Raw genomic sequence first — 23,742 nt, forward strand, 5'->3', positions numbered from 1 at the left:
CGCAGGAATCAGCCGATGCGCCAGGTGTCGCCGCCCATGAGCAGCTCGCCCAGATCGCCCTGACCCTGCTGGGCCACCGCCTCGTCGAGCTGCTCGGACATCAGCACGTCGTAGGCGGGGCGGTCGACCTGACGGAAGATGCCCACCGGCACGTGCTCGAAGGCCGGCTCGTCCAGCCGCGACAGCGCGAACGCCACCGACGGGTCGGGGTGGTGCGCGTCGTGCACGAGGATCTGGTCCTCGGTCACGGTGTCGCGCGCGACCACCTCGATGCCGCCGTTGGCGCTCCTGACGACGGCCTTGGAGGCCGACACGATCGGCTGCCCGTGCTCCAGCCGCAGCGTGATGTCGTCGCGGATCTCCGGATCCTTGAGCTGCTCGAAGGCGTTGTCGTTGAAGATGTTGCAGTTCTGGTAGATCTCCACCAGCGAGGCGCCCCGGTGGGCGGTGGCCTCGCGCAGCACCGACTGCAGGTGCTTGCGGTCGGAGTCGATGGTGCGCGCCACGAAGCTCGCCTCGGCGCCCAGCGCCAGCGAGATCGGGTTGAACGGCTTGTCCAGCGACCCCATCGGCGTCGACTTGGTGATCTTGCCGACCTCGGACGTGGGGGAGTACTGGCCCTTCGTCAGACCGTAGATCCTGTTGTTGAACAGCAGGATGTTGAGGTTGACGTTGCGCCGCAGGGCGTGGATCAGGTGGTTGCCGCCGATCGACAGCGCGTCGCCGTCACCCGTGATCACCCACACGCTCAGGTCGGGCCGGCTGGCCGCCAGCCCGGTCGCGATCGCCGGCGCGCGGCCGTGGATCGAGTGGATGCCGTAGGTGTTGAGGTAGTACGGGAAGCGCGACGAGCAGCCGATGCCGGAGACGAACACGATGTTCTCGCGCCTGAGCCCCAGCTCCGGCAGGAAGCTCTGCACGGCCGCCAGGATCGCGTAGTCGCCGCAGCCCGGGCACCAGCGCACCTCCTGGTCGGACTTGAAGTCCTTCAGGCCCTGCTTGGCGTCGGTCTTGGGGACGAGCGACAGGCCCTTCCCGTTGACAAGCTCAGTCACTGTCGATCACGTCCTGGATGACTCCGGCCAGCTCTTCCGCCTTGAACGGGAGCCCGCGCACGCGGTTGTAGCTGATGACGTCGACGAGGAAGCGGGCCCGGAGCAGCAGCGCGAGCTGACCGAGGTTGATCTCGGGCAGCAGCACCTTGTCGTAGCTCTTGAGCACCTCGCCGGTGTTGGCGGGCAGCGGGTTGAGGTGGCGCAGGTGCGCCTGGGCGACCTTGCCGCCGCTCTTCCTGATGCGCCGCACGGCGGCGGCGATCGGGCCGTAGGTCGAGCCCCAGCCGATGACGAGCACCTTGGCGTCGCCGTCGGGGTCGTCGACCGCGAGCTCGGGCACGTCGATGCCGTCGATCTTGGCGGCCCGGGTGCGGACCATCAGGTCGTGGTTGTTGGGGTCGTAGGAGATGTTGCCGGTGCCGTCGGCCTTCTCGATGCCGCCGATCCGGTGCTCCAGGCCGGCGGTGCCGGGGATGGCCCAGGGGCGGGCCAGGGTCTCCGGGTCGCGCTTGAACGGCAGGAAGGCGGCGTCCTCGCCGTTGGGCTCGGTCGTGAACTCCTGCGAGATGTCGGGCAGCTCGGACACCTCGGGCAGCCGCCACGGCTCGGAGCCGTTGGCCAGGTAGCCGTCCGACAGCAGCATCACCGGGGTCCGGTACTTGACCGCGATCCGGGCCGCCTCGACGGCCGCGTCGAAGCAGTCGCTCGGCGACATCGGCGCCACGATCGGCAGCGGGGACTCGCCGTTGCGGCCGAACATGGCCATCAGCAGGTCGGTCTGCTCGGTCTTGGTCGGCATGCCGGTGCTCGGCCCGGCCCGCTGCACGTCGACGATGATCAGCGGCAGCTCGGTGGTGACCGCCAGGCCGACCGTCTCGGCCTTGAGCGCCACGCCAGGCCCGGACGTCGTGGTGACGCCCAGCGCGCCGCCGAACGCCGCGCCCAGCGCCGCGCCGACGCCCGCGATCTCGTCCTCCGCCTGGAAGGTGCGGATGCCGAACCGCTTGTGCTTGGACAGCTCGTGCAGGATGTCGCTGGCCGGGGTGATCGGGTAGGAGCCGAGGAACAGCGGCAGCTTGGACTGCACGCTCGCCGCGATCAGCCCGTAGGCCAGGGCCTGGTTGCCGGAGATGTTGCGATAGACGCCCGGCGCCAGCCTGGCCGGCTTGACCTCGTAGGAGACGGAGAACGACTCGGTGGTCTCGCCGTAGTTCCAGCCCGCCTGGAAGGCCGCGATGTTGGCCTTGGCCAGCTCCGGCTTCTTGGCGAACTTCTGCTCCAGGAACTTGATCGTCTGCTCGGTCGGCCGGTGGTAGAGCCACGACAGCAGGCCGAGGGCGAACATGTTCTTGGAGCGCTCGGCGTCCTTCTTGGACAGATCGAAGCCCTCGAGCGCCTTGACCGTCAGCGAGGTCAGCGGCACCGCGTGCAGCCGCCACTCGCCGAGCGAGTCGTCCTCCAGGGGGTTGGCCGCGTAGCCGACCTTCTGCAGGTTGCGCTTGGTGAACTCGTCGGTGTTGGCGATGATGTCGGCGCCCCTCGGCAGGTCGCCGAGGTTGGCCTTGAGCGCCGCCGGGTTCATCGCCACGAGCACGTTGGGCGCGTCGCCCGGCGTGAGGATGTCGTGGTCGGCGAAGTGGAGCTGGAAGCTCGACACGCCCGGCAGGGTGCCGGCGGGGGCGCGGATCTCCGCCGGGAAGTTGGGCAGCGTCGACAGGTCGTTGCCGAACTCAGCGGTGCCGGCGGTGAACCGGTCGCCCGTGAGCTGCATGCCGTCGCCGGAGTCTCCGGCGAACCTGATGATCACGCGATCGAGTTGCTGGACCTGCTTCGTCACAGCTCAGTCCTCCTCGACGCGCCGGGGCGCGGTCGCTTCTGGCGCGTTCTCTGTTCCATGCTAGATCCTCGGGAGGTCACGCGTTTGCCACCCGCGCGAAGCGGGTAGACGCGGTGGGAATTCAGGGAGAGGTGGGAGAACGACGACACAGCCCTGACGCGAGCCTGCAGAGATCCACATGCAGACGTTCGAAGAGGACGGTTCGGGTCACAGCCGCCAACTATACGTCCCCCCGTCGGTTCTCCTACGTCAGGGGTTCCTTGCGTGAGGGCCCGATTCCCGACGTGTAGACGCGTCCAGCTTGCATGCCGGCCGTTCCGTACAACTCTGGAACGGTGACGAACGCGTATCCCTTCCCCTGAAGTTCTTCCAGGATGCCCGGTACGGCGTCGACGGCGGTGCGGTCGAGGTCGTGCATGAGCACGATCGCCCCCGGATGCGCCTGGCGGACCGTCCGCGCGGCGATCTCGGCGGGGTCGCCGCCCTGCCGGTCGTGGCTGTCGACGTCCCAGCCGACCAGCGACAGCTTCCGCTCGCGCGCCACGTTCCTGACGTCCAGGCTCACTTCCCCGTACGGCGCCCGCACCAGCGTGGGGCGCTGGCCGATGGCCGCGGCGACGGCGTCCCCCGCCCGGCCGAGCTGGTCGGCGATCTTGCTGGTGGGCAGCCTGGACAGGTCGCGGTGGTCCCACGTGTGGTTGCCGACCAGGTGTCCCTCGTCGCGCATGCGCCGCAGCAGCTCGGGCTCGGCGGCGACGCCGCTGCCGACGGGGAAGAACGTGGCCCTGGCGCCGGCCTCGCGCAGCACGTCGAGCAGCTCGGCGGTGTACGGCCCCGGCCCGTCGTCGAAGGTCAGCGCCACGCACTTGACCGCCGCGCAGTCCACGGTGCCTGCGCGGTCGCTGGCGGCGGCGGGCACCGACCGCTTGGGCGTGTAGGCGGCCCGCGCCACCTGCCGCGCGGACTCCCGTACGGACTGCTGGGCGCGCAGGCCCGTCGGTGACAGCAGCGGCGTGACCTTCGCGGCCGGGACGGCGACGGCGAGGCGGCCGAGCGAGCAGGGGCCGATCTGGCAGTCGTCGAACTCCACCACCAGGTCGCCGTCGGCGTTGAAGGCCATCGAGTCGAGCTTCCCGCGCTCGGCCGAGACCTGGTCACGGTCCACGTCCGGGCCGCGTTCCTTGAGGCCGTTCCTGACCAGGCGGGAGACCTCGCGCAGCGCGTCGGTCCCGGCCAGCAGCCCGGCCGAGCCGGTGGCGCGGCCGGTGTGGCGGTCGTACCAGAAGGTGCGGGTGGCGTTGCCCCAGTCGGCGCCCCGGTACTCGCCGGTGCGCAGCCGCACGCCCACCACGTCGCCGGCGGCGGCGAGCTGCCAGTCCACGTTCAGCTCGGGGCGGGGCAGGCTGTCGACGGCGGAGGTCGTGTCGTGGAAGTCGCGCAGCTCGCGCTCGGCCTCCTGGCGCAGCAGCGCGTTGAGCCGCGCCGCGCCCGGGAGCTCCGGGTAGCTGATGTGCACGTGGCGTCCCGCGCTCTCGCCCTCCGTGAGCGTGCGCGGGGCCAGCCCGGCCACGGTCGCGGGGTCGACGAAGTCGATCCTGGTGGGCTCCGCGGGGACCGTGGCCTCCCGGTCGGGGGCGGCCGCGGCCATCCCGCATCCAGTGGCGGAGACGGCCAGCAGCGCGATCCCACCGAGCAATCGCAATCTGGGCATGCATGCACACTATGCGGCGGATCATACTGTTTGCCCTATTTTGGGGGGATGGGGCGTTAGCTTTGACTGGGTTACCATCGCGGAGTGGACGGCTACTACGGGTCCTACCTGCTGGTCGCGGCGCTGCTCGCGATCGGGGTCGCGATCGTGGCCGGAGCCATGCTGATCAACCGCCTGCTCCGCCCCGCCCGCCCCACCGCCGACAAGCTCACCTCCTACGAGTGCGGCGTCGACCCCGTCGGCGACGGCTGGGCCCAGTCGCAGGTCCGCTACTACGTCTTCACCTACCTGTACGTCGTCTTCGCCGTCGACGCGGTCTTCCTCTTCCCCTGGGCGACGATCTTCGACGCCCCCGGCTACGGCCTGACCACGCTGGCCGAGATGTTCGTCTTCCTCGGCTTCATCGCCCTCGGCATCCTCTACGCCTGGCGCAAGCGCGTCCTGACCTGGACATAGCTCTCGCCCCCGATCCGCGCAACAATGGCAGACATGGCAGCGACGGATCTTCCGATGCCCACGGTGGGGCCGATCTCCCGGCTGGCGCCCAAGCCGATGCGGTTCGTGCTCAACTGGGGACGGCGCTATTCGCTGTGGGTGTTCAACTTCGGGCTGGCGTGCTGCGCCATCGAGTTCATCGCCACCTCGATGAGCAGGCACGACTTCATCCGGTTCGGAGTGATCCCGTTCGCCAACGGGCCGCGCCAGGCCGACCTGATGATCGTCTCCGGCACCGTCACCGACAAGATGGCCCCGGCCGTCAAACGGCTCTACGAGCAGATGCCCGACCCCAAGTACGTGATCTCGTTCGGCGCCTGCTCCAACACCGGCGGCCCCTACTGGGACTCCTACTGCGTCACCAACGGCGTCGACCAGATCGTCCCCGTCGACGTCTACGTGCCCGGCTGCCCGCCCCGGCCCGAGGCGCTGCTCTACGGCATCATGAAGCTTCAGGAGAAGATCGCGGGCGAACGGCTCGGCGACCGCTACCTGCCCTCCGGGGAGGCGAGGTGACCCGCTTCGGCGAGCACGCCCAGGTCACCGACTCCTTCGGCGACACCGTCGTCGACGTCGCGCCCGGCGACTGGATCGCCCTGCTCACCCGGGTCCGCGACGAGCTGGGGTTCTCCTTCTTCGACTGGCTGACCGGCGTCGACGAGCCGCCCGACGAGTTCCACGTCGTGGCCCACGTCTACAACCCCGCCACCCGCGAACGGCTGCTGCTGCGCACCCGGGTGCCGCGCGCCGACCCGCGCCTGCCGACGGCCGTCGGCGTCTACCGGGGCGCCGACTGGCACGAGCGCGAGACGTACGAGATGTTCGGGGTGATCTTCGAAGGACACCCCCACCTGGTGCCGCTGCTGCTGCCCGACGGGTTCGAAGGGCATCCGCTGCGCAAGGACTTCATCCTGGCCGCCCGGGTCGCCAAGCAGTGGCCCGGCGCGAAGGAGCCGGGCGAGTCCGGCCACGGCGCCCCGAGCCGCCGCAAGACGCTGCCGCCGGGAGTCCCGGCCGACTGGGGGGCGACGCCCGATGCTTGACGTGGTGCTGCACTTCGCCGTCATCCTCATCGCCTTCCTCGCGCTGCCGCTGATCGTCGGGCAGACCGAGCACAAGGTCATGGCGCACATGCAGTCGCGGCTCGGCCCCATGTACGCGGGCGGGTTCCACGGCTGGGCGCAGCTCATCGCCGACGGCGTCAAGTTCATGCAGAAGGAGGACGTCATCCCGGCCGCCGCCGACCGGCGGGTGTTCATGATCGCGCCCGGGGTGGCGCTGGTGCCCTACCTGCTGGTGCTGATCGCGATCCCGTTCGACGACGGGTTCGTGGGCGTCGACCTGGACCTGGGGCTGTTCTTCGTGCTCGCGGTCATGGGCGTCGGCGTGCTCGGCGCGATCATGGCGGGCTGGGCGTCGGCCAACAAGTACTCGGTGCTCGGCGGCATGCGCGCCGCCGCCCAGCTCGTCGCGTACGAGCTGCCGCTGGTGCTGGCCGCCTCCTCCGTGGCGATGGCGGCGGGCACGCTGTCGCTGCCGGGCATCGTCGAGGCGTGGCAGTGGTGGTGGCTGCCGTGGCAGGCCGTCGGCGGCGTGGTGTTCTTCCTGGCGGGGCTGGCCGAGCTGCGCAGGCCGCCGTTCGACATGCCGATCGCCGAGTCCGAGATCATCATGGGGCCGATGACCGAATACACCGGCATGCGGTTCGCGCTGTTCATGCTGGCCGAGTACGCCGGGATCGTGGTGCTGTCGTTCCTGACGGCCGTGCTGTTCCTCGGCGGCTGGCACGGGCCGCTGCTGCCCGGCTGGGCGTGGACGCTGGTCAAGATGTTCCTGCTGGCGTTCGTGGTGATCTGGCTGCGGGTGACGTTCCCCCGCCTGCGCGAGGACCAGTTGCAGAAGCTCGCCTGGGCCGTGCTGGTGCCCCTGGCGCTGCTCCAGCTCGCCCTCACCGGCGTGGTCAAGGTCCTGATCTGAAACTTCCGGCTCCTCCCGTACGTCGTGAGGGTGGGGGTGATCAAGCGTGCGGTTGACCCTGTACGGGCGCTGGCCGTGCACCGGATCGGCAGGCAGGAGTACCTGGACCTCGTCAGGGCCTGCCCCCAGGCGCTGCCCTGATCACCGCCCGCCCGGGTGCCGGTGCCGCCACGTCCAGAACACCGCGCACGACACCGCCGCCCACCCGGCCAGCACCAGGAACGGCAGCGGGTGCTGGTGCCCGCCGAAGTAGACCGCCGTGTGCTGGGCGTTCACCGACGCGCCCGGCGGCAGCCAGCGCCCGATCGCGCCGAACGGCGACGGCAGCAGCGGCCACGACACCGCCCCGCCCGACGACGGGTTCCCGATCAGCACCATCACGCCCCACGTCGGCACCATCGCCCACCGGCCCATGAGCGTGTTGAACATGGTGAACACCATCCCGGAGGTGAACATCGTCAACGCCAGGATCAGCCACGACTCCACGAACGGCAGCGACAGCGCCCCCAGCAGCCAGTCCACGACGGCCGCGATCGCGAACCCGCCCGCCAGCGCGTAGGCGGCGGTGAAGCCGATCCGCTCCAGCGGCTTGAGCCCCCGCGCGTGCACGCTGAGCTGGATCGCCCCCACGAACCCGATGATCACCGCCGCCAGCGAGATGTAGAACAGCGCCAGCCCGCGCGGATCGCCCCGCTGGAGCGGCTTGACGTCCCGCACCGTCACCGCCACGCCGATCCGCGCCCCCACCCTCGGCGCCGCCTCCGCCAGCAACTGCGCCACCGACGCGCCCGCCGCACCCGCCACGTCCAGCCACGCCCGGTCCCCGTACACGCGCACGACGCCGAACACCCGCTGCTCCTCCACGGCCCGCGCCGCCCCCGCGTACGTGGGGAACTCCCGCAGGTCGAGCGCCGCGTCCAGAGCCCCGTCCATCCCCGCCACGAACGCCGCCCGCTTCACCGCGTCACCCGTGCCGACGACCGCGACCGGGATCCGGTGCGGCGCCGGCCTGGCCATCGCGTACGTGTACGAGCCCGCGAACAGGCCCGCCGCGGCGGCCAGGATGAATACCAGCACGGTCGCGGGCAGGAACGGCGAGTTGACGAACGCCGACCACAGCTCCCGCACCCCTCGCGGGTCGCGGGGCATCTTCGTGGACATCACCTGGTCGCATACCCGCAGCCCGACCGGCCCGGACGCGCCAGGCCGTCAAGGATGCGTCAACCTAGCAGGGGTGAGTCAATCCGGCAGGGTGCGTCAACCTCTTGGGGATGCGTCAACCCCGCAGGTCCAGCACCGCCTTGCCCGCGACGCGCCGGCCGACCAGCGCGTCCGCCGCCTCCAGCGCCCGCTCCCACGGCCCCCGCCAGCCGACCTGCGCGTCCAGCTCGCCCCGCGCCAGCAGCCCGACCATGTAGGCCAGGTCGTCCCCCAGCGGCGTGGCCAGGTTGAACGTCTCCAATCGGCCCCGGTCCACCCGGGTCCGCGCCTCCTCGAAGTCGATCAGCGTCGGCTCCCGGGAGGCCATTCCGACGGCCTGGACGACGCCGCCGTCCGCCAGCCGGTTGAACGCCTCGGCGAGCTGCTGCCCGCCGACGCTGTCCACCACGCCGTGCACCCGTCCGGCCATCGCCGCCGGCCCCATGACGATCTCGGCCGCCCCCAGCTCACGCAGCCCCTCCCCACGGGCCGGACTGCCCACCGACGCCACCACGCTCGCGCCCGCCCGCGCGGCGAGCTGCACCCCGTACCGGCCCACGCCGCCGGAGGCGCCCGTGACGAGCACCCGCCGCCCGACCAGCGGCCCGAGCAGCCGCACCGCCTGGAGCGCGGTCACCCCGGCCACGGGGAGCGCGGCCGCCGTCCCCAGGTCGACGCCGTCCGGCACCACGGCCAGCTCGTCGGTGTCCACCGCCCGCAACTCCGCCCAGGCGCCCGACCAGCCGAACGTGACCACGGGCGTGCCGGCGGGCGGCCCCGACCCGTCGGCGGCCGGCCGCACCACCACCCCGGCGGCGTCCCACCCGGAGACGTGCCCCGGCCGCCCGTCGGCCGGCCGGAAGGCGATCTCGCCGTAGTTGAACGAGACCGCCGCGACCTCCACCAGCGCCTGCCGGGGCGTCGGCTCGGGATCGGGCGCCTGCCCCAGGGAAAGCCGGTGGGGCGCCGCCGGGTCGTAGACGAGGGCTCGCATCGTCGCTCCTTCTCACGTGCCGCGTCGGCCGTGCTTCGCCGGCCGTGCCGCGTCGGCCGCGTTCTCTCGGCCGGGTTTCATCGACGCGGCGAGCCTCTCGTCCGGCCCTCACGGACCGCTGACGGTCCGCGCACGCTCCCGGACGCGGGCGGCGATCCTGTCGACGTCGCCGCGCTCGGCCGCCGGGAGCGGCGCGCCCACCGACTCCCTCAGCGCGGCCGCCTCCGCCAGCAGCCGCGCCGCCTCCTCGTACGCGCCCTCCAGCGCCGCCACCCCGGCCAGCCCCTCCTGGGCCAGCGCGATCGCCCTCGGATCGCCGCCCTCCCGCGCCGCGGCGAGCCCCCGGCGGTGGTACGCCCCGGCCGCCTCCGCGTCGCCCCGCAGTTCGGCCACGAACCCCAGCTCCGCCATCAGCAGCGTCAGCCCGTAGAACGGCACCCCGTAGTCGGCCTCCAGCCGCAGGTTCCAGGCCAGCGACTCCTCGAAGAGCCGCCGCGCGCCGTCCAGATCACCGGCCCGCCGCGCCACCAGCCCCAGCCCCACCCGGGCGAACTCCTCGGCGAACCGGTTCGACTGCTCGCCCGCCAGCCGCATCCCCCGCTCGTGGAACTCCCGGGACCGCGCGAGGTCACCGGTCAGCAGCGCGACCCGGCCCAGACTGGACAGCCGGTACGACACGTCCGTCCACAGCCGCAGGTCCTCGGCCACCCGCAGCCCCTCCCGGTGCAGGCGGCCCGCCTCCTCGTAGTCACCGGCGATCTCCGCCACGTACCCCAGCATGTCGGCCGCCTGCAGCCGCCCCCAGCCGTCCCCCAGCTCGGTGAACAGCTCCAGGCTCCGGCTCCCGTCCCGCCCGGCGGCGGCGAAGTCCCCCTGGAACACCGCCTGCTTGGCGCGCAACGCCAGCGCCGCCGCCTCACCCCACCGGTCGTCCAGCGCCCGGAACTCCGTCAGCACCTCGCCCAGCAGCGGCCCGGCCGCCGCCACGTCGCCGAAGTTCAGGTGCGCCAGGGCCAGGAACCACCGCTTCCTGGGGTCACGGGTGCGCGCCAGCGCGGCCCGGCTGCGCGCCGCCAGCCCGGCGCCGTCGCCGGTCAGCAGGGCGAACCCGGCCTCCCACGCCGCCGTCCGCTCGTCCGCCACCCTGGACAGCGCCCGATGCGCCTCCGTGTGCCGCCCGCGCAGGTACCAGTACCAGGCCAGCGCGTCGGCCAGCCGCGCCCCGCCATCGCCCCCGCCCCTCCCCCCGCTCTGGCCCTCGATTTGGGAGTCCAGTACGGCCCGCAGGTTGACGACCTCGTCGTCCAGCCGCCGCAGCCACCTGCGCTGCCCGTGCCCGTACAGCTGCGGCGCGGCCCGCTCGGCCAGCGCCACGTAGTAGCCGTCACGCCGCGCCCACACGGGATCGTCGGCGGCGAGCCGCTCCAGGCAGTAGGCGGCGACCGACTCCAGCAGCCGGTAGCGCGTCTCGCCCGACGGCCGCTCCTCGGCCACGACCATCGACCGGTTGACGAGCTGCACCAGCACGTCCGGCACGTCCTCGACGTCCAGCCCCGGCCCCGCGCACACGGCCTCGGCCGCCTCCAGCAGGCAGCCGCCCGGGTGCGCCGCCAGCCGGCACAGCGCGAGCCGCTGCCGCTCGCCGAGCTGCTCCCAGCTCCAGTCGATCACCGCGCGGAGCGTCCGCTGCCGGGCCGGCAGCCCGCGCCCGGCGGCGGCCAGCACCCGGAACCGGTCGTCCAGCCGTTCCTCCAGCCGCTCGGCCAGCCCACGCACGCCGAGCGCCCGCACCCGGGTGGCGGCCAGCTCCAGCGCCAGCGGCAGCCCGTCGAGCCGCCTGCAGATCGCCGCCACCCACTTCTCGTTCCCCGCGTCGAGCGTGAACCCCGGCGCCGCCGCCGCGGCCCGCGCCACGAACAGCCGGACCGCGGCCGACTCCCGCACCGCACCGCCGTCCGGCGGCAGGTCGAGCGGGGCCACCGCCTGCACCACCTCGCCGGGCACGGCCAGCGGCTCCTGGCTCGTGGCCAGCACCCGCACCTGCGGCGCCGCGCCGAGCAGCAGCCCGGCCAGCTCGGCGACCTGATCCACCAGGTGCTCGCAGTTGTCCAGCACCAGCAGCGTCCGCATCCCCCGCAACGCCCCGGCCACCCGCCGCACCAGCCCCCCGCGGGCCTCGCCCGGTGCGGCGGGGCGCGGGTCGGCCGTGGCCTCGTCCCGTGCGGTGGGGCTGGGGTTGATCGGGGGCTCGTCGTGGATGCTCAGCGTGGTCGCCAGTACCTCGGCCACGGCCTCCGTCCCGCCGGAGACCCCGGCGAGCTCGACCAGCCACACCCCGTCGGGAAACGCGCCGGTCACCGTCGCGGCGGTGGCCAGCGCGAGGCGCGTCTTGCCGACCCCGCCCGGCCCGGTCAGCGTGACCAGCCGGGCCTCGCGCAGCAGCCCCGCCGCCGCGTCCACCTCGTCGTCACGTCCCACCAGCTCCGTCAGCGGGACGGGCAGGTTCGAGCGGGGCCGCGCCGCCGAGGTCGCGGGCGCCGGGGCGGCGGCCAGCGCCGGATCCTGCCGCAGCATCGCCTGGTGCAGCGCCGCCAGCTCCGGGCTCGGGTCCAGCCCCAGCTCCTCGTCCAGCACCCGGCGCAGCTCCCCGAACCCCGCCAGCGCCTCGCCCTGCCGCCCCGCCCGGTACAGCGCCCGCAGGTGCGCCGCCCGCAGCCGCTCGCGCAGCGGATGCTCCGCCACCAGCCCGGCCAGCTCGTCCGCGAGCAGGCTGTGCTCGCCAAGCTCCAGCCGGGCCTCGGCCTGCTCCTCGACGGCTGTCAGCCGCTGCTCGTCCAGCCGCCCGGCCGCCACCCTGGCGAACTCCTCGTCCCGGAAGTCCGCGTACGCCGGTCCCCGCCACAGCGCCAGCGCGTCGGACAGCAGGTCGGCCCTGGTCCGCGCGTCACCGGCGGCCCGCGCCCGGCCCACCAGCTCGGCGAACCGCAGCGCGTCCACCGACCGGGTGCCGAGCGCGTACCCGGCGGGCTGGTAGGAGACCAGCTCGCGGCCTCCCGGCTCGGCCTGCTCCAGCGCCCGCCTGAGCTGCGAGACCTTGGTCTGCAACGTGTTGCCGGGATTGCCCGGCGGGTTCTCGCCCCACAGGTCGTCGGCCAGCCGGTCGGCCGGCACCGGGCGCCCCTCGTGGACCAGCAGGTCGGCGAGGAGCGCGCGTACCTTCAGCTCCGGCACCCGGACCTGCCGTCCGTCCGCCGCCCACACCGCAAGCGGACCAAGCACCCCGAACTCCATCAGACCACGCTATTACAGCAGGCAGGGCCCCGATCCCGGCGAGCCCCCAGCGGACCCCCAGCGGACCCGCAGTGAACCGTGCGCGCCGGCTCGCACAGTAGGGCCATGAACATCCGGATGGCGATCGTCATCGGCGGCGTCGGGCCCGACCGGTTCGGCCCGGCCGCGGCCGACTGGCTGACCTGCCGGGCGGGCCTGCGCAAGCACCCGCCCGGGGACCAGGCAGCCGACGCGGCCGTAGTTACGGGCGTGGACGTCAGCGTGGACGTGGACGTCGACGTCCTCGACCTCGCCGAGGCGTGGCTGCCGCCGGTCCCGTGCGAGCGGCCCTCCGTGGCGCCGCCCGCCGTGCGGGACCTGGCGCCGTGGCTGGCGTCGGCGGACGCGTTCGTGATCGTCACCCCGGAGCACAACCACAGCTTCCCGGCCTCGCTCAAGAACGCCGTCGACTGGTACCGGGACGAGTGGCGGGCCAAGCCCGTCGCGTTCGTCTCGTACGGGGACGACGGCGGCGGGACGGCGGCCGTGGAGCAGCTCCGCCCGGTGTTCGCCGCGCTCGACGCGGTCACCGTCAGCGGCGGGCTCGCCTTCCGCAACGGCAGGCCGCCTCCCGTCGCAGCCGCCGAACACCTGCTCGGCCGGCTCCTCTGGTGGGCCCGCGCGCTGCGGGCCGCCCGCGACACCCTTCCCATGAACTGGAGATATCACCATGTCCCTCGTCAACCGTGAGATCCGCCTGGCCGCCCGTCCCGTCGGCGAGCCCGTCCTGTCCGACTTCGAGCTGGCCCGGACCGAGGTGCCCGACCTGGCCGACGGGCAGATCCTGGTGCGCAACACCTGGATGTCCGTCGACCCGTACATGCGTGGCCGGATGGACGACGCGGAGTCGTACATCCCGCCGTTCGAGCTCGGCGCGCCCATGGACGGGGCGGCCGTCGGCGAGGTCGTCGCCTCCCGCTCGGCCGACGTCCCGATCGGCGCGACCGTCGTGCACTTCCTCGGCTGGCGCGAGTACGCGATCATGGACGCCGCCGCCGCGACCGTCGCCGACACGACGCTCGCCCCGGCGCAGGCGTACCTGGGTGCGCTCGGCACGACCGGGCTGACCGCGTACGCCGCCCTGACCGAGATCGCCCCCGTCCGGGAGGGCGACGTGGTGTTCGTCTCCGCCGCTGCGGGGGCCGTCGGCACCGTCGCCGGGCAGCTCGCCCGCAAGCTCGGCGCCTCCCGCGTGATCGGCTCGGCGGGCGGGCCGGAGAAGACGGCCAAGCTCGTGTCGTCCTTCGGGTACGACGCCGCGATCGACTACCGGGCCGGATCCGTGGCCGCCCAGCTCGCCGAGGCCGCGCCTGACGGCATCGACGTGTACGTGGACAACGTGGGCGGCGACCACCTGGTGGCGGCCATCGACGCGCTCCGCGAGGGCGGCCGGATCGCCATGGTCGGCGCGATCAGCGCCTACAACGCCACCGAGCCGGTCCCCGGGCCGCACAACCTGTTCAGCCTGGCGGCCAAGAACGCGACGTTGCGCGGCATCCTCATCAACTCCTACCTGCACCTGTTCCCCGAGTGGATCGGCAAGGCGGCCGGCTGGCTGGCCGACGGCTCGCTCCACACCGAGGAGACCGTGGCCGAGGGGCTGGCGGAGGCGCCGGAGGCGTTCCTGGCGATGATGCGCGGCGCCAACACCGGAAAGATGCTGGTGAAGCTCTGATGCCCGCCCCAACCGCGCCGACCTCTTCGGTCCCGACTCCTCCGGAAGCTGCGCCGACCTCGTCGGAAGCTGCGCCGACTCCTTCCGTGACTGCTGCGCCGATCTCGTCGGAGGCGCCGGAGGCCCGTCCCGCCGTGGCGCCGCGTGCGCTGCTCGTGGTGGCGCACCCCCGCGCCACCTCGCTCACCGCGCGCGCCGCCCGGCGGGCGCGGGCCCGCCTGGAACGGGACGGGTACGAGGTCGACCTGCTCGACCTGTACGCGGAGGGCTTCGACCCCCGCATGCCCGTCGAGGACGAGCCCGACTGGAACGACCGCGGCAAGACGTACACCCCGGACACCGAGGCGCACATGCGCCGGATCGAGGCGGCTGACGCCATCGTGGTGGTGTTCCCCGTCTGGTGGTTCAGCCTGCCGGCGATGCTCAAGGGCTGGATCGACCGGGTGTGGAACTACGGCTTCGCGTACGGCGTCCGCCCCCCGGGCCGCCTGGCCGGCAAACGGATGACCTGGATCGGCCTGGCCGGCTACTCCGAGGAGCACTTCACCTCGGCAGGCTGGGACAAGCTGCTCACTCAGCAGCTGGCCCAGGGCATCTCCGCCTTCTGCGGCATCCCGGACGCGTCCGTACACCTCGTCTACGCCACCGTCCCGGACGCCGCCGACGACGACGCCCACGTGAGCCGGATCCTCGACGAGGCCGAGGCGGCCGTGGCCGCTGGAAATCAGGTTGCCGCCGCCGACGCCCTCCTGCTGAAGTGAGCGGATGGATCGTGACGAAACGCTCGCCCTGTTCGACCGCGAACTCCGGCAGGGCGCGCAACCGGACGGCCCCGGCAGCCGCGTGGAGCGGATCGGCGGCGTGATCCGGACGACCGGGGGCGCCTGGAACGGCATCATCTGGTCAGACCTGGACACCTCCACCGCGGATGCCACGATCGCGGCCCAGCTCCGGTACTTCGCCGAGCTGGGCCGTCCGTTCGAGTGGAAGCTCTACGACTACGACCGTCCCGCCGACCTCGCGGACCGGCTCCTGGCAGCCGGGCTGACCGCCGAGCCGCCGGAGGCGCTCATGGTCGCCCGCGTCGCGGACCTGCCGGATGCCGCCGCCCCCGACGGCATCCACCTGCGTCCCGTGACCGGCCCGGACGACGTGGCCCTGATGGCCGCCGTGCACGACCAGGCGTTCGGCACCGACTCGGCGCGCCTCATGGCGAGCCTGACCGCGCAGCTCGCCGACGAGCCGGACCGGGTCTTCGCCGTCCTCGCCATGGCCGGCGACACCCCGGTCAGCGCCGCCCGCCTCGAACTGAACCCCGGCACCCACTTCGCCGGCCTCTGGGGCGGCGGCACGGTCGAAGCCTGGCGCGGGCGCGGCATCTACCGGTCGCTCATCGCCTACCGCGCCGCCATCGCGGCCGAGCGCGGCTACGAGTACCTCCAGGTGGACGCCTCCGACGACAGCCGCCCCATCCTGCAACGCCTCGGCTTCCACCACCTGGCCACCACCACCCCGTACACCTGGCACCCCTGACGCCCGCCCCACCGCTCACGCCCCGCCCCATCGCTCACGCGCCGCCCCACCGCTCACGCGCCGGTCACCGCACCGCCCGCACCCGCAGGCCAGCACCCGCGCCGCGACGCATCCGCACCCGCAGGCCAGCACCCGCGCCGCGACGCATCCGCACCCGCAGGCCAGCACCCGCGCCGCGACGCACCCGCACCCGCAGGCCAGCACCCGCACGCAGCGACGCACCCCCGCCAGCCACGTGGGGGCCACCGGGGCCGGGTACGTGATCACAATGGCCCAATACGCGCCAGCGCTACGCGGGGACGGAGGGCGGTGGGCCCGGGCGGCGACGGTTTGACGGGCGGCGGCAGGATGGAACCCAGCAGGGCAGAATCGGTGCCGGCACGAAAAGGGACCCCATGACCGAAAGCGGCATGAACGACACCACCACGAGCGACGACGCCCCGGCAGGCGGCGACGACGCCAGGGTGAGCGGCGGCGGTGAGGCCCAGCCCGGGCCGGTGGTGCTGGACGGCGGTGACCGCCGCTGCGTCCAACTGCTGATCGAGCTGCGCCGCCTGGTGACCGACCTGCCGTCCGGCACCGTCGTCCACCTGATCGCCACGGACCCGGCCGCGCCGATCGACCTGCCCGCCTGGTGCCACCTGACCGGTCACCACTACCTCGGCCCCGTCCCCGGCAACGACCGCCCCACGTACGCCGTCAGCGTCCAGGCCGACGCCCGCCGCACCGACCCGCAGGCCCCCTGGCACTCGACCCCCTCCTGACCGACTCCCCCTCCTGACCGGCCCCCTCCTGACCGGCCCATCGGCCGGTACGAGGTCAGTCGGCCTGCGCCGGAAGCGAGGCGTACAGGTCGACCCCGCCCCCGTCCGGGTCGGCCACCGTGGCGTACCGCATCCCCCAGAACGCGTCGAACGGCTCGGCGATCCCCCGGTAACCGGCCCCGACCAGCTCGGCGTACTTGGCGTCGACCTCGGCGGGCGACTCGAACTCGAAGCACAGCAGCGTACGCGGCCCGCCCTCCGGAGCCCTCCAGCCCGGCAGGAACGGCGTACGGAACCCTTCCGTGTCGAGCATCACGTGCAGCCCGCCGGGCAGGTCGCACCCGGCATGCTCGGGCGAGGCGGCGTCGAGCTTGAACTCGAGCCCGAGCCTGGCATAGAAGGCGATCGACGCCTCCATGTCCGAGACGATGATGTCGATGGTGTTGAGCGCGGGTCGCATGGGTCCTCCCCAGGTCGTGACTGCGGCAAGCGCTGCCCGAACGTCCCGTCCCAGCGCCGCCTGCCGTCGTTCCCTCACCCAAGAGACGAACGGCCCGCACCCCCACACGACACCAAACCCCGAAACTTACGCCCCCATGCCCAAACCCCAACCCGCCATCCCCAGCCCCGCCCCAGCCCGGCCCGCAGCCTGCACCCGGTCGCCGCCCCAGCCCAGTCCCCAGCCCAACCCAGCCCAGCCCGGTCCCCAGCCCCAGCCCCTGGACCCACGGCGCTGAGCCCCACGGCCCTGGACCCACGGCGCTGAGCCCCACGGCCCTGGACCCACGGCGCTGAGCCCCACGGCGCTGAGCCCCACGGCCCTGAACCCCACGGCCCTGAACCCCACGGCCCTGAACCCCACGGCCCTGAACCCCACGGCCCTGAACCCACGGTTGGGTCAGTGCACGATGGCCAGCATCACGTCCGAGGCGCTGGGCCGGTCGTCGGGGCGTTTGGCCAGGCAGGACCCCACGACCCCGCGAATGGACGGCGGTAACGGCGACAAGTCCGGATGATGCGTGAGCACCCGGTTGAAGACCGCCGGCACGCTGTCCTCCCCGAACGCCGGTCGCCCCGTCGCCGCGAACATCATCGTCACGCCCCAGCTGAACACGTCCGACGCGGGCCCCACCTGCTCACCGGACAACTGCTCGGGCGACATGTACGGCGGCGTGCCGACCATCTTCCCGGACGTCATCGTCACCTGGTCGAGCGCCCGCGCGATGCCGAAGTCGATCACCCGCGGCCCATCGTTGCCGATCAGCACGTTGCTCGGCTTGAAGTCACGATGGACGACCCCCGCCTTGTGGATAGCCGCCAGCGCACCGGCTGTGGACAACGCCAGCCGCGTCAGGCTGTCCTCATCCCTGGGGCCGTGGTTACGTACGAGCTGCTCCAGGGACGGGCCGTCCACGTACTCACTCACGATGTACGCGAACTGCCCCGAAATACTCACATCCAGCACCCGGGCCGTGGAGAACGTCGCCACCCGGCGGGCCGAGTCCACCTCCCTGGCGAACCGGGCCCTGGCCGTCTCGTCGACCAGGTCGTGCAGCACCTTGACGGCCACCCGTACCCCGTTGGGCGCGGTCGCCAGGTAGACGGCGCCCTGTCCGCCGCGCCCGAGCGAACGCACCACCCGATAGTGCCCGATCCACTCGGGTTCGCCGGGGCGGTGCTGGTAGGAGGGCGAGGTGGTGCGCTGGTGGATGGACGGCCCGTGCTGCCGGTGAGCGGGGCCGTGCTGCTGGAGGGTGGGCCCGTGCGGATGATGGGCGGGGCCGCGCTGCGCGTAGGACGGAGGGTGGGGCTGGACGGGCCGGTAGTGGCGGGCCTTGGCCATCGCGGGCACGAGGATGCCCGAGTGGATCACCCCGCTCACCCACGCCCCCACGAACATCAGCGAGATGATCGTGCCCAGCGGCTCGGGCATGTCCTCGACCTGGTCGTACGTCATCAGCGACACCACGAACGCGCCGATGCAGACGCCGTAGGCGCACGCGGCGACGAACTGCCACACGCTCCGCAGCCAGAACGCCGCGAACCCGATCGTGAACGGAGTCGCCAGACCACACGAGATCAGCGACAGAACGGCCCACACCACGGAAGCGGTCCAGGCGCCTGCGCTGGGACGGATCGGATGGCCGTACGACATGGCGAGAGACTATCGCTCCCTACTTGCACAAATCCGGCGTGACGCCTTCCTGTGGATAACTGTCCGCCAGCCTGTGGATAGCTGTGGAAAACCTGGGGACAACGCGCTTGCTCATTCACGTGCGCGGCCAAGTGCGCCATGATGTTGAACCATGGCGCGGATTCCCGGCGTAGGGCTGGCAAAGGGGTTGACCATCACCCTTCGCCACATGCTGCGCAAATCCGTCACTCAGCAGTATCCCGAGGTCAAGCCCGCCCTGCCGCCACGCAGCCGAGGGGTTATCGCCCTCGTTGAGGAGAATTGCACCTCCTGCATGCTGTGTGCGAGGGAGTGCCCCGACTGGTGCATTTATATCGACTCCCACAAGGAGACCATCCCGGCCCCTGAAGGCGGCCGTGCCCGCCAGCGCAACGTTCTCGACCGGTTCGCCATCGATTTCGCCCTGTGCATGTATTGCGGCATCTGCATCGAGGTGTGCCCGTTCGACGCCCTGTTCTGGTCGCCGGAGTTCGAGTACGCCGAGGGGGACATCCGCAACCTTCTTCACGAGAAGGACAGGCTCGCCACCTGGGTCGAAACCGTCCCGCCGCCTCCCGCCCACGACCCAGGCGCGGAGCCCCCCAAGGAGCTCACGGCCGCCCCCCGCCGCCCCGCACGCGAACCCGCCGCCCCCCGCGCTCGTACGGGCGGCGCCGAGGCCACCCGCCCGGGAACGGCCGGATCCGCGGACAAACCAGGCGCGACCGAGACCCCGGGCGCCTCCCCGGAAGCGTCCGAGACCTCGGACGGCCCATCGGCAACGGCCAGAACCCCGGGCGCCGCTCGACCTGGCACGCCCGGAGCGCCGGACGCAGGCCCCGGCCGCCCTGCCGGGCGCGGCGATGCGTCGGGAGAAGCCGCCGTTCCGAGCGGCCGTCCCCAGCCCGGCGACGCGGAGTCCTCCCAGGTCACCGGCGATGCCGCACCTGCGCGAGACGCCGGTAACGCACCACGCGCCGGGGCGGACGCACCCCGCCAGGACACCACCGGCACGGCCCCGCAGGAAGCGCCCGAACAGCCCACTCCGGGCGCCGGAACCCCGCCCGGCCAGGACCAGCCCGCCCGTGGCCGTCCGCGCCGTTCCATGGCGAACGTACGCGGCATCCGCCCCCCTGGCGCGCTGCCGTCCCGTCCCGAGAGCCCCACGCCCGACAAGCCCGGTCCGGAGACCGACGAGACCGCCGCCCGCCACCCTGCGCCAGGCGAGCCCCCCGCGCGCCCTCCTGCGGCAGGCGAGACTTCCGCACCTGCGCCGACGGGAGAGGAAACCGTGCCCGGCTCGGCGGAAGCAGACCCCTCCGCCCCTGGCTCAGCGGAGGGGGAAGTCTCCACGTCCGGCTCGGCGGAAGGGGAAGCCTCCGCAGCCGGGTCTGCGGAAGGCGAAGCGCCTAAGACGCCGGGAGCCGGCACGGGCTCGTCCTCGGACAGGGACGCCACCGACGATGCGTCGGGCGGCGGCGATTCATCCACAGGCGAGACGGCGACCGGCGAGGCGTCATCCACAGGCGCGCCCGCCGAGGGAGAGTTTTCCACAGGCGCGGAGGAACCGGGCCCGGCGTCCGGTCCACGCGGGCAAACTTCTGGCGCGAGCCCACGCAGGCGCAGGATGGCCGATCCACGCTCCATCCGTCCACCTGGGCGGCTCGACCCTGACCAGTCGAGGGAGACCGAGGAGGAGTAGTGACCGAAGCGGTGCCCTCCTACCTGTCGCCCACCGGGCAGGAGATCATCTTCTTGCTCCTGGGCGCTGTGGCAGTCGGATCGGCGCTGCTCGTCGTCACGACGCGGCAACTCGTCCATGCCGCCCTCTGGCTGGTGCTGACCTTCGGCGCCCTGGCGGGCTGCTACCTCGTTCTCACGGCCGAGTTCGTGGCCTGGGTGCAGGTGCTCATCTATGTGGGCGCCGTGGTGGTGCTGTTGCTGTTCGGCATCATGCTCACGCGTGCGCCGATCGGCCCCTCGACCGACCTCGACAGCCGCAACAAGGTCACGGCGGCCGTGGTGGCCGTGGCGACGGCGGCGGTCCTGGTCACGGTGGTGATCGACGGGTTCCGGATGGCCTACTCGCCGCTCACCCCCGGCGCGGGCGCGGCCAGTGAGCTGGGCGGGAGCATCTTCAGCACGTGGGTGCTGCCGTTCGAGGCGCTTTCCGTGCTGTTGCTGGCGGCTCTCATCGGCGCCATCGTCCTGTCCCGCACCGACATCTCCGGCAACTCCGGCGGATCCCGTACGGATGATCCGTCCGTCCCTTCTGATCCCTCCGAGCCCGGCACCTTGAGACGCCCCGACGCCTCCGCGGCTCCGCCCGGGGGAGAGGCCGCCGACGGGCCGCACCGCATGGACGGGGGGCTCTGATGCACATCGTCTACCCCGCTGTCGTGTCGGCGCTGCTGTTCTCCATCGGCGTCTACGGTGTGCTGGCCCGGCGCAACACGATCCTGGTGCTGATGTCGGTCGAGCTGATGCTCAACGCCGTCAACCTCAACCTGGTCGCGTTCGACGTGTGGCTCGGCGATCTGCTGCACAGCGGGCAGGTGCTGACGCTGTTCGTCATCGTGATCGCCGCCGCCGAGGTGGGGGTCGGGCTGGCGATCGTGCTCGCCCTCTACCGCAACCGGCGGACCGTCGACATCGACCACCTGCGCGACCTCGCGGAGCCTGCCGATCCGCCCGCCGAGACGTACGAAGAAGCCCCCGCCGACGACCGCCTCGTCCGCTCCGCCGCCCACAGCGGCGCCCTGACCAGCACCAGCGCCCATACCGACAGCCCGCCTGGCGCGAACCTTCCGGCAGGTGGTTCGCCTGGTACGGGGTCCCGGGAGGGCGGGCCGGCCGGTCCAGGGGTGCCCGGTGACGGCCTGACCGGCGCGGATGTCCCGCGTTCGGACGACACCCCGCAGCGCACGAACGATCAACAGGCTCCGGGCGGCCCCGAAGGCGGCTCGGCTGTGCGGGGCGATGGGCGTCGGACCGATCGAGGAGGGGATACGCCGTGACGACCTTCCCGTTGCTGGCCGTACTGCTGCCCTTCCTGGCCGCCGCCGCGGGCCTCCTGCTGTCCCGATGGCCCCACGGCCGCGTATCCCCAGCCGGGGCGCCAAGCCCAGGGCATGGCCATGACGGCCAGGGTGGCAACGACGCGGCGGGCTCATCGGGGCCGACCGATCGACGAGCCAATCGGCTAGCCAACCAGCGGGCCGGGTGGATCGCGGTCGTGCCGACAGCCGCCTCGGCGGTGCTGGCCGCGTGGGTGGCGTGGGGGCACGGGTTCGGGTTCCTGACGGGCACGGGAACGCCGGTAGCCGTGGGCGAGACGTACGGGACCATCGAGACCGGTGGCCTGCCCATCTCGCTCACCCTTCAGGCGGACGCGCTGTCCGGCCTGCTCGGAGTGCTGGTCACGGCCGTGGCGCTGGCCGTGCAGGTCTACTCGATCGGCTACCTGCGCTACGATCCCCGTTACCCGTCCTACAGCGCGTTCATCAGCTTGTTCACCGCCGCCATGCTGCTGGTGGTCTACGCGGGTGACCTTCTTGTCCTCTATGTCGGGTGGGAGGTCATGGGCCTGTGCTCGTACCTGCTCATCGGGCACTGGTGGGAAGATCGCGGCAATTCGCGCGCCGCGGTCAAGGCGTTCCTGGTGACGCGGCTGGGTGACGTCGGGTTCCTGTTCGGGATCTTCGTGCTCGGGATGGGCGCGGGAAGCTTCCGGATCGGCGACGTGCTCGCGCGGGTGCCCGAGATGTCCGCCGCGACGCTGGTCACCGCGACGATGCTGCTGCTCGCGGGCGTCGCCGGCAAGAGCGCGCAGGTGCCGCTGCACACCTGGCTGCCCGACGCGATGGCGGGACCGACGCCGATCAGCGCGCTGATCCACGCCGCCACCATGGTCGCCGCGGGCATCTTCCTCGTGGCCAGGCTGTTCCCGGCCTTCGCCGCCGCCCGGCCGACGCTCGACGTGCTCGCGGTGCTGGCCGCGCTCGGCATGCTCGGCGCGGCGCTGGCCGCGTTCGCCCAGGACGACCTGAAACGCGTTCTCGCCTACTCGACCGTCAGCCAGCTCGCCTACATGGCGGGCGGGCTCGCGGCCGGCTCCGACACTGCCGCGATCTTCCACCTGATCACGCACGGCGCGTTCAAGGCGCTGCTGTTCCTGTGCGCGGGCGTCGTCATCCACCACGTCGGCTCCAACCTGATGACGCGGATGGGCGGGCTGCGACGCGAGCTGCCGGTCACGTTCGCGGCGACGACGGTCGGGTTCGCCGCGCTCATGGGCCTGCCCCCGACCAGCGGCTTCTTCAGCAAGGACGCGCTGCTGGTCACGATGGAGGGCGCGCTCGCGGGCGGCCTCGCCGACGCCGCCGCGCTGCTCCTGTACGGTTGCGCGCTCGCGACCGTCGCCGTCACCGGCGCCTACGCCACGCGGGCCTGGCTGCGTACCTTCTTCGGCCCGACGCGCACCGTCGCGCTCCCCGAGCCCGAACCCGGCACCGCCCACGTCATCGACACCCGCGAGGCGCCGCGCACCATGCTCGTGCCCGTCGTGATCCTCGCGGTGCCGACCCTGCTGCTCGGGTTCGCCGGCGGGGTGCACCTCGACGTGCCGGTGGCCGCCACCAGCGTCGCCCTCGCGCTGCTCGGCGCCGGCGTGGTGTACGCCGCCTGGCGCGCCGACCCCGTGGCCGACCCGGCGCGCCTGCTCGGGCCGCTTCGGGTGCCGTGCGAGCGGGCGTTCTACGTCGACAGCCTGTACGCCGCGATCTTCGTACGCCCTGTCGTGCGGCTGTCCAGGCTCGTCGTCAGGACGGACGACACGGTCGTCGACGGCGCGGTGCGCGGCTCGGGCCGGTCGGCGTACGGGCTGTCGGGGATGCTGAGGCTCGCCCAGAACGGCAACGTGCAGCTCTACGTGAGCGGCCTGCTGGCCGGTGTCCTGCTGATCGCGGTGGGGGCGGTGGTGTTCACATGACTCCTGAC

General features: G+C 72.6%; 22 protein-coding genes and 1 pseudogene. 13 read left to right on the forward strand and 10 right to left on the reverse strand.

Going from position 1 to position 23,742, the window contains the following annotated elements; genetic code table 11:
- Nucleotides 1-8: 8 nt before the first annotated feature.
- The 4 genes from ACWDXC_RS39025 to ACWDXC_RS39040 form a co-directional block, all read right to left on the reverse strand.
- Nucleotides 9-1,055, reverse strand: a complete 1,047-nt coding sequence (locus ACWDXC_RS39025; RefSeq protein ID WP_364167792.1) for a 2-oxoacid:ferredoxin oxidoreductase subunit beta — start codon at nt 1,053-1,055, stop codon at nt 9-11.
- Nucleotides 1,048-2,892 carry a 2-oxoacid:acceptor oxidoreductase subunit alpha gene (locus ACWDXC_RS39030; protein WP_449990946.1) on the reverse strand — a complete coding sequence of 615 codons (1,845 nt, stop codon included), beginning with the start codon at nt 2,890-2,892 and terminating at the stop codon, nt 1,048-1,050. Before ACWDXC_RS39030 ends, ACWDXC_RS39025 begins: the two co-directional genes overlap by 8 nt.
- Before the next feature lie 121 nt (nt 2,893-3,013).
- Nucleotides 3,014-3,103 (reverse strand): putative leader peptide, encoded by a 90-nt coding sequence (locus ACWDXC_RS39035; protein WP_357584620.1) that lies wholly within the window; start codon nt 3,101-3,103, stop codon nt 3,014-3,016.
- Nucleotides 3,104-3,136: 33 nt separating this feature from the next.
- Nucleotides 3,137-4,603, reverse strand: coding sequence for a polysaccharide deacetylase family protein (locus tag ACWDXC_RS39040; protein WP_449990949.1), 1,467 nt, complete (start codon nt 4,601-4,603; stop codon nt 3,137-3,139).
- A gap of 84 nt (nt 4,604-4,687) precedes the next feature.
- Between ACWDXC_RS39040 and ACWDXC_RS39045 the strand changes: the two genes are divergently transcribed.
- Genes ACWDXC_RS39045 through nuoH form a run of 4 tightly spaced genes read left to right on the forward strand, consistent with a single transcriptional unit; the run spans nt 4,688 to nt 7,075 of the window.
- Nucleotides 4,688-5,059, forward strand: coding sequence for an NADH-quinone oxidoreductase subunit A (locus ACWDXC_RS39045; protein WP_219504607.1), 372 nt, complete (start codon nt 4,688-4,690; stop codon nt 5,057-5,059).
- A gap of 33 nt (nt 5,060-5,092) precedes the next feature.
- Entirely contained in the window at nt 5,093-5,614 is a 522-nt protein-coding gene (locus tag ACWDXC_RS39050) for an NADH-quinone oxidoreductase subunit B (RefSeq protein ID WP_443681282.1), read from the forward strand.
- A complete protein-coding gene (locus ACWDXC_RS39055; RefSeq protein ID WP_219504609.1) occupies nt 5,611-6,141 on the forward strand; it encodes an NADH-quinone oxidoreductase subunit C in 531 nt (176 codons plus the stop codon). Before ACWDXC_RS39050 ends, ACWDXC_RS39055 begins: the two co-directional genes overlap by 4 nt.
- Nucleotides 6,134-7,075 (forward strand): NADH-quinone oxidoreductase subunit NuoH, encoded by a 942-nt coding sequence (gene nuoH / locus ACWDXC_RS39060; protein WP_357584616.1) that lies wholly within the window; start codon nt 6,134-6,136, stop codon nt 7,073-7,075. The genes ACWDXC_RS39055 and nuoH overlap by 8 nt, the downstream gene beginning before the upstream one ends.
- Nucleotides 7,076-7,216: 141 nt before the next feature.
- Here nuoH and ACWDXC_RS39065 read toward each other — a convergent pair whose 3' ends face one another.
- The 3 genes from ACWDXC_RS39065 to ACWDXC_RS39075 all read right to left on the reverse strand — a co-directional run bounded on the left by ACWDXC_RS39065 (nt 7,217) and on the right by ACWDXC_RS39075 (nt 12,548).
- A complete protein-coding gene (locus tag ACWDXC_RS39065; RefSeq protein ID WP_449990954.1) occupies nt 7,217-8,236 on the reverse strand; it encodes an ABC transporter permease in 1,020 nt (339 codons plus the stop codon).
- 115 nt (nt 8,237-8,351) lie between these two features.
- Nucleotides 8,352-9,269, reverse strand: coding sequence for a zinc-binding dehydrogenase (locus tag ACWDXC_RS39070; protein ID WP_449990957.1), 918 nt, complete (start codon nt 9,267-9,269; stop codon nt 8,352-8,354).
- Nucleotides 9,270-9,377: 108 nt separating this feature from the next.
- On the reverse strand, nt 9,378-12,548 hold the full coding sequence (locus ACWDXC_RS39075) for a BTAD domain-containing putative transcriptional regulator (protein WP_449990959.1): 3,171 nt from the start codon (nt 12,546-12,548) through the stop codon (nt 9,378-9,380).
- Nucleotides 12,549-12,665: 117 nt separating this feature from the next.
- Here ACWDXC_RS39075 and ACWDXC_RS39080 point away from each other — a divergent pair, with 117 nt between their 5' ends.
- From ACWDXC_RS39080 to ACWDXC_RS39095, 4 genes are all read left to right on the forward strand, one after another.
- Nucleotides 12,666-13,289, forward strand: coding sequence for an NADPH-dependent FMN reductase (locus tag ACWDXC_RS39080; RefSeq protein ID WP_449990962.1), 624 nt, complete (start codon nt 12,666-12,668; stop codon nt 13,287-13,289).
- Nucleotides 13,270-14,274 (forward strand): NADP-dependent oxidoreductase, encoded by a 1,005-nt coding sequence (locus tag ACWDXC_RS39085; protein WP_449990965.1) that lies wholly within the window; start codon nt 13,270-13,272, stop codon nt 14,272-14,274. The genes ACWDXC_RS39080 and ACWDXC_RS39085 overlap by 20 nt, the downstream gene beginning before the upstream one ends.
- An 86-nt stretch (nt 14,275-14,360) precedes the next feature.
- A complete protein-coding gene (locus tag ACWDXC_RS39090; RefSeq protein ID WP_449990968.1) occupies nt 14,361-15,035 on the forward strand; it encodes an NAD(P)H oxidoreductase in 675 nt (224 codons plus the stop codon).
- Nucleotides 15,036-15,039: 4 nt separating this feature from the next.
- On the forward strand, nt 15,040-15,807 hold the full coding sequence (locus ACWDXC_RS39095; protein WP_449990971.1) for a GNAT family N-acetyltransferase: 768 nt from the start codon (nt 15,040-15,042) through the stop codon (nt 15,805-15,807).
- A 15-nt stretch (nt 15,808-15,822) separates the two neighbouring features.
- Here the strand turns inward: ACWDXC_RS39095 and ACWDXC_RS39100 are convergent, their stop codons facing one another.
- Nucleotides 15,823-16,074 (reverse strand): hypothetical protein, encoded by a 252-nt coding sequence (locus ACWDXC_RS39100; RefSeq protein ID WP_449990974.1) that lies wholly within the window; start codon nt 16,072-16,074, stop codon nt 15,823-15,825.
- 128 nt (nt 16,075-16,202) lie between these two features.
- On the opposite strand from ACWDXC_RS39100, the gene ACWDXC_RS39105 reads away from it, so the two are divergent.
- Nucleotides 16,203-16,571, forward strand: coding sequence for a sulfurtransferase TusA family protein (locus tag ACWDXC_RS39105; protein ID WP_449990977.1), 369 nt, complete (start codon nt 16,203-16,205; stop codon nt 16,569-16,571).
- 55 nt (nt 16,572-16,626) lie between these two features.
- Here the strand turns inward: ACWDXC_RS39105 and ACWDXC_RS39110 are convergent, their stop codons facing one another.
- Both ACWDXC_RS39110 and ACWDXC_RS39115 read right to left on the reverse strand, forming a co-directional pair.
- Entirely contained in the window at nt 16,627-17,031 is a 405-nt protein-coding gene (locus ACWDXC_RS39110) for a VOC family protein (protein WP_449990979.1), read from the reverse strand.
- Between the two features lie 438 nt (nt 17,032-17,469).
- Nucleotides 17,470-18,726: a serine/threonine-protein kinase gene (locus ACWDXC_RS39115; protein WP_357584597.1), complete on the reverse strand. Its 1,257-nt coding sequence runs from the start codon at nt 18,724-18,726 to the stop codon at nt 17,470-17,472.
- 313 nt (nt 18,727-19,039) lie between these two features.
- On the opposite strand from ACWDXC_RS39115, the gene ACWDXC_RS39120 reads away from it, so the two are divergent.
- The 4 genes and pseudogenes from ACWDXC_RS39120 (at nt 19,040) to ACWDXC_RS39135 (ending at nt 23,734) form a co-directional block, all read left to right on the forward strand.
- On the forward strand, nt 19,040-20,446 hold the full coding sequence (locus ACWDXC_RS39120; protein WP_449991066.1) for a 4Fe-4S binding protein: 1,407 nt from the start codon (nt 19,040-19,042) through the stop codon (nt 20,444-20,446).
- The gene (locus ACWDXC_RS39125) at nt 20,446-21,120 is read left to right on the forward strand and encodes an NADH-quinone oxidoreductase subunit J family protein (RefSeq protein WP_449990982.1); all 675 of its coding nucleotides are present in this window, start codon (nt 20,446-20,448) and stop codon (nt 21,118-21,120) included. Before ACWDXC_RS39120 ends, ACWDXC_RS39125 begins: the two co-directional genes overlap by 1 nt.
- Nucleotides 21,120-21,401, forward strand: a pseudogene (gene nuoK, locus ACWDXC_RS39130) (NADH-quinone oxidoreductase subunit NuoK); the annotation flags it as partial. The gene ACWDXC_RS39125 and the pseudogene nuoK, both read left to right, overlap by 1 nt.
- Before the next feature lie 356 nt (nt 21,402-21,757).
- On the forward strand, nt 21,758-23,734 hold the full coding sequence (locus ACWDXC_RS39135) for an NADH-quinone oxidoreductase subunit 5 family protein (protein WP_449990985.1): 1,977 nt from the start codon (nt 21,758-21,760) through the stop codon (nt 23,732-23,734).
- Nucleotides 23,735-23,742: the final 8 nt, after the last annotated feature.

The sequence above is a fragment of the Nonomuraea sp. NPDC003214 genome, from assembly GCF_053590035.1.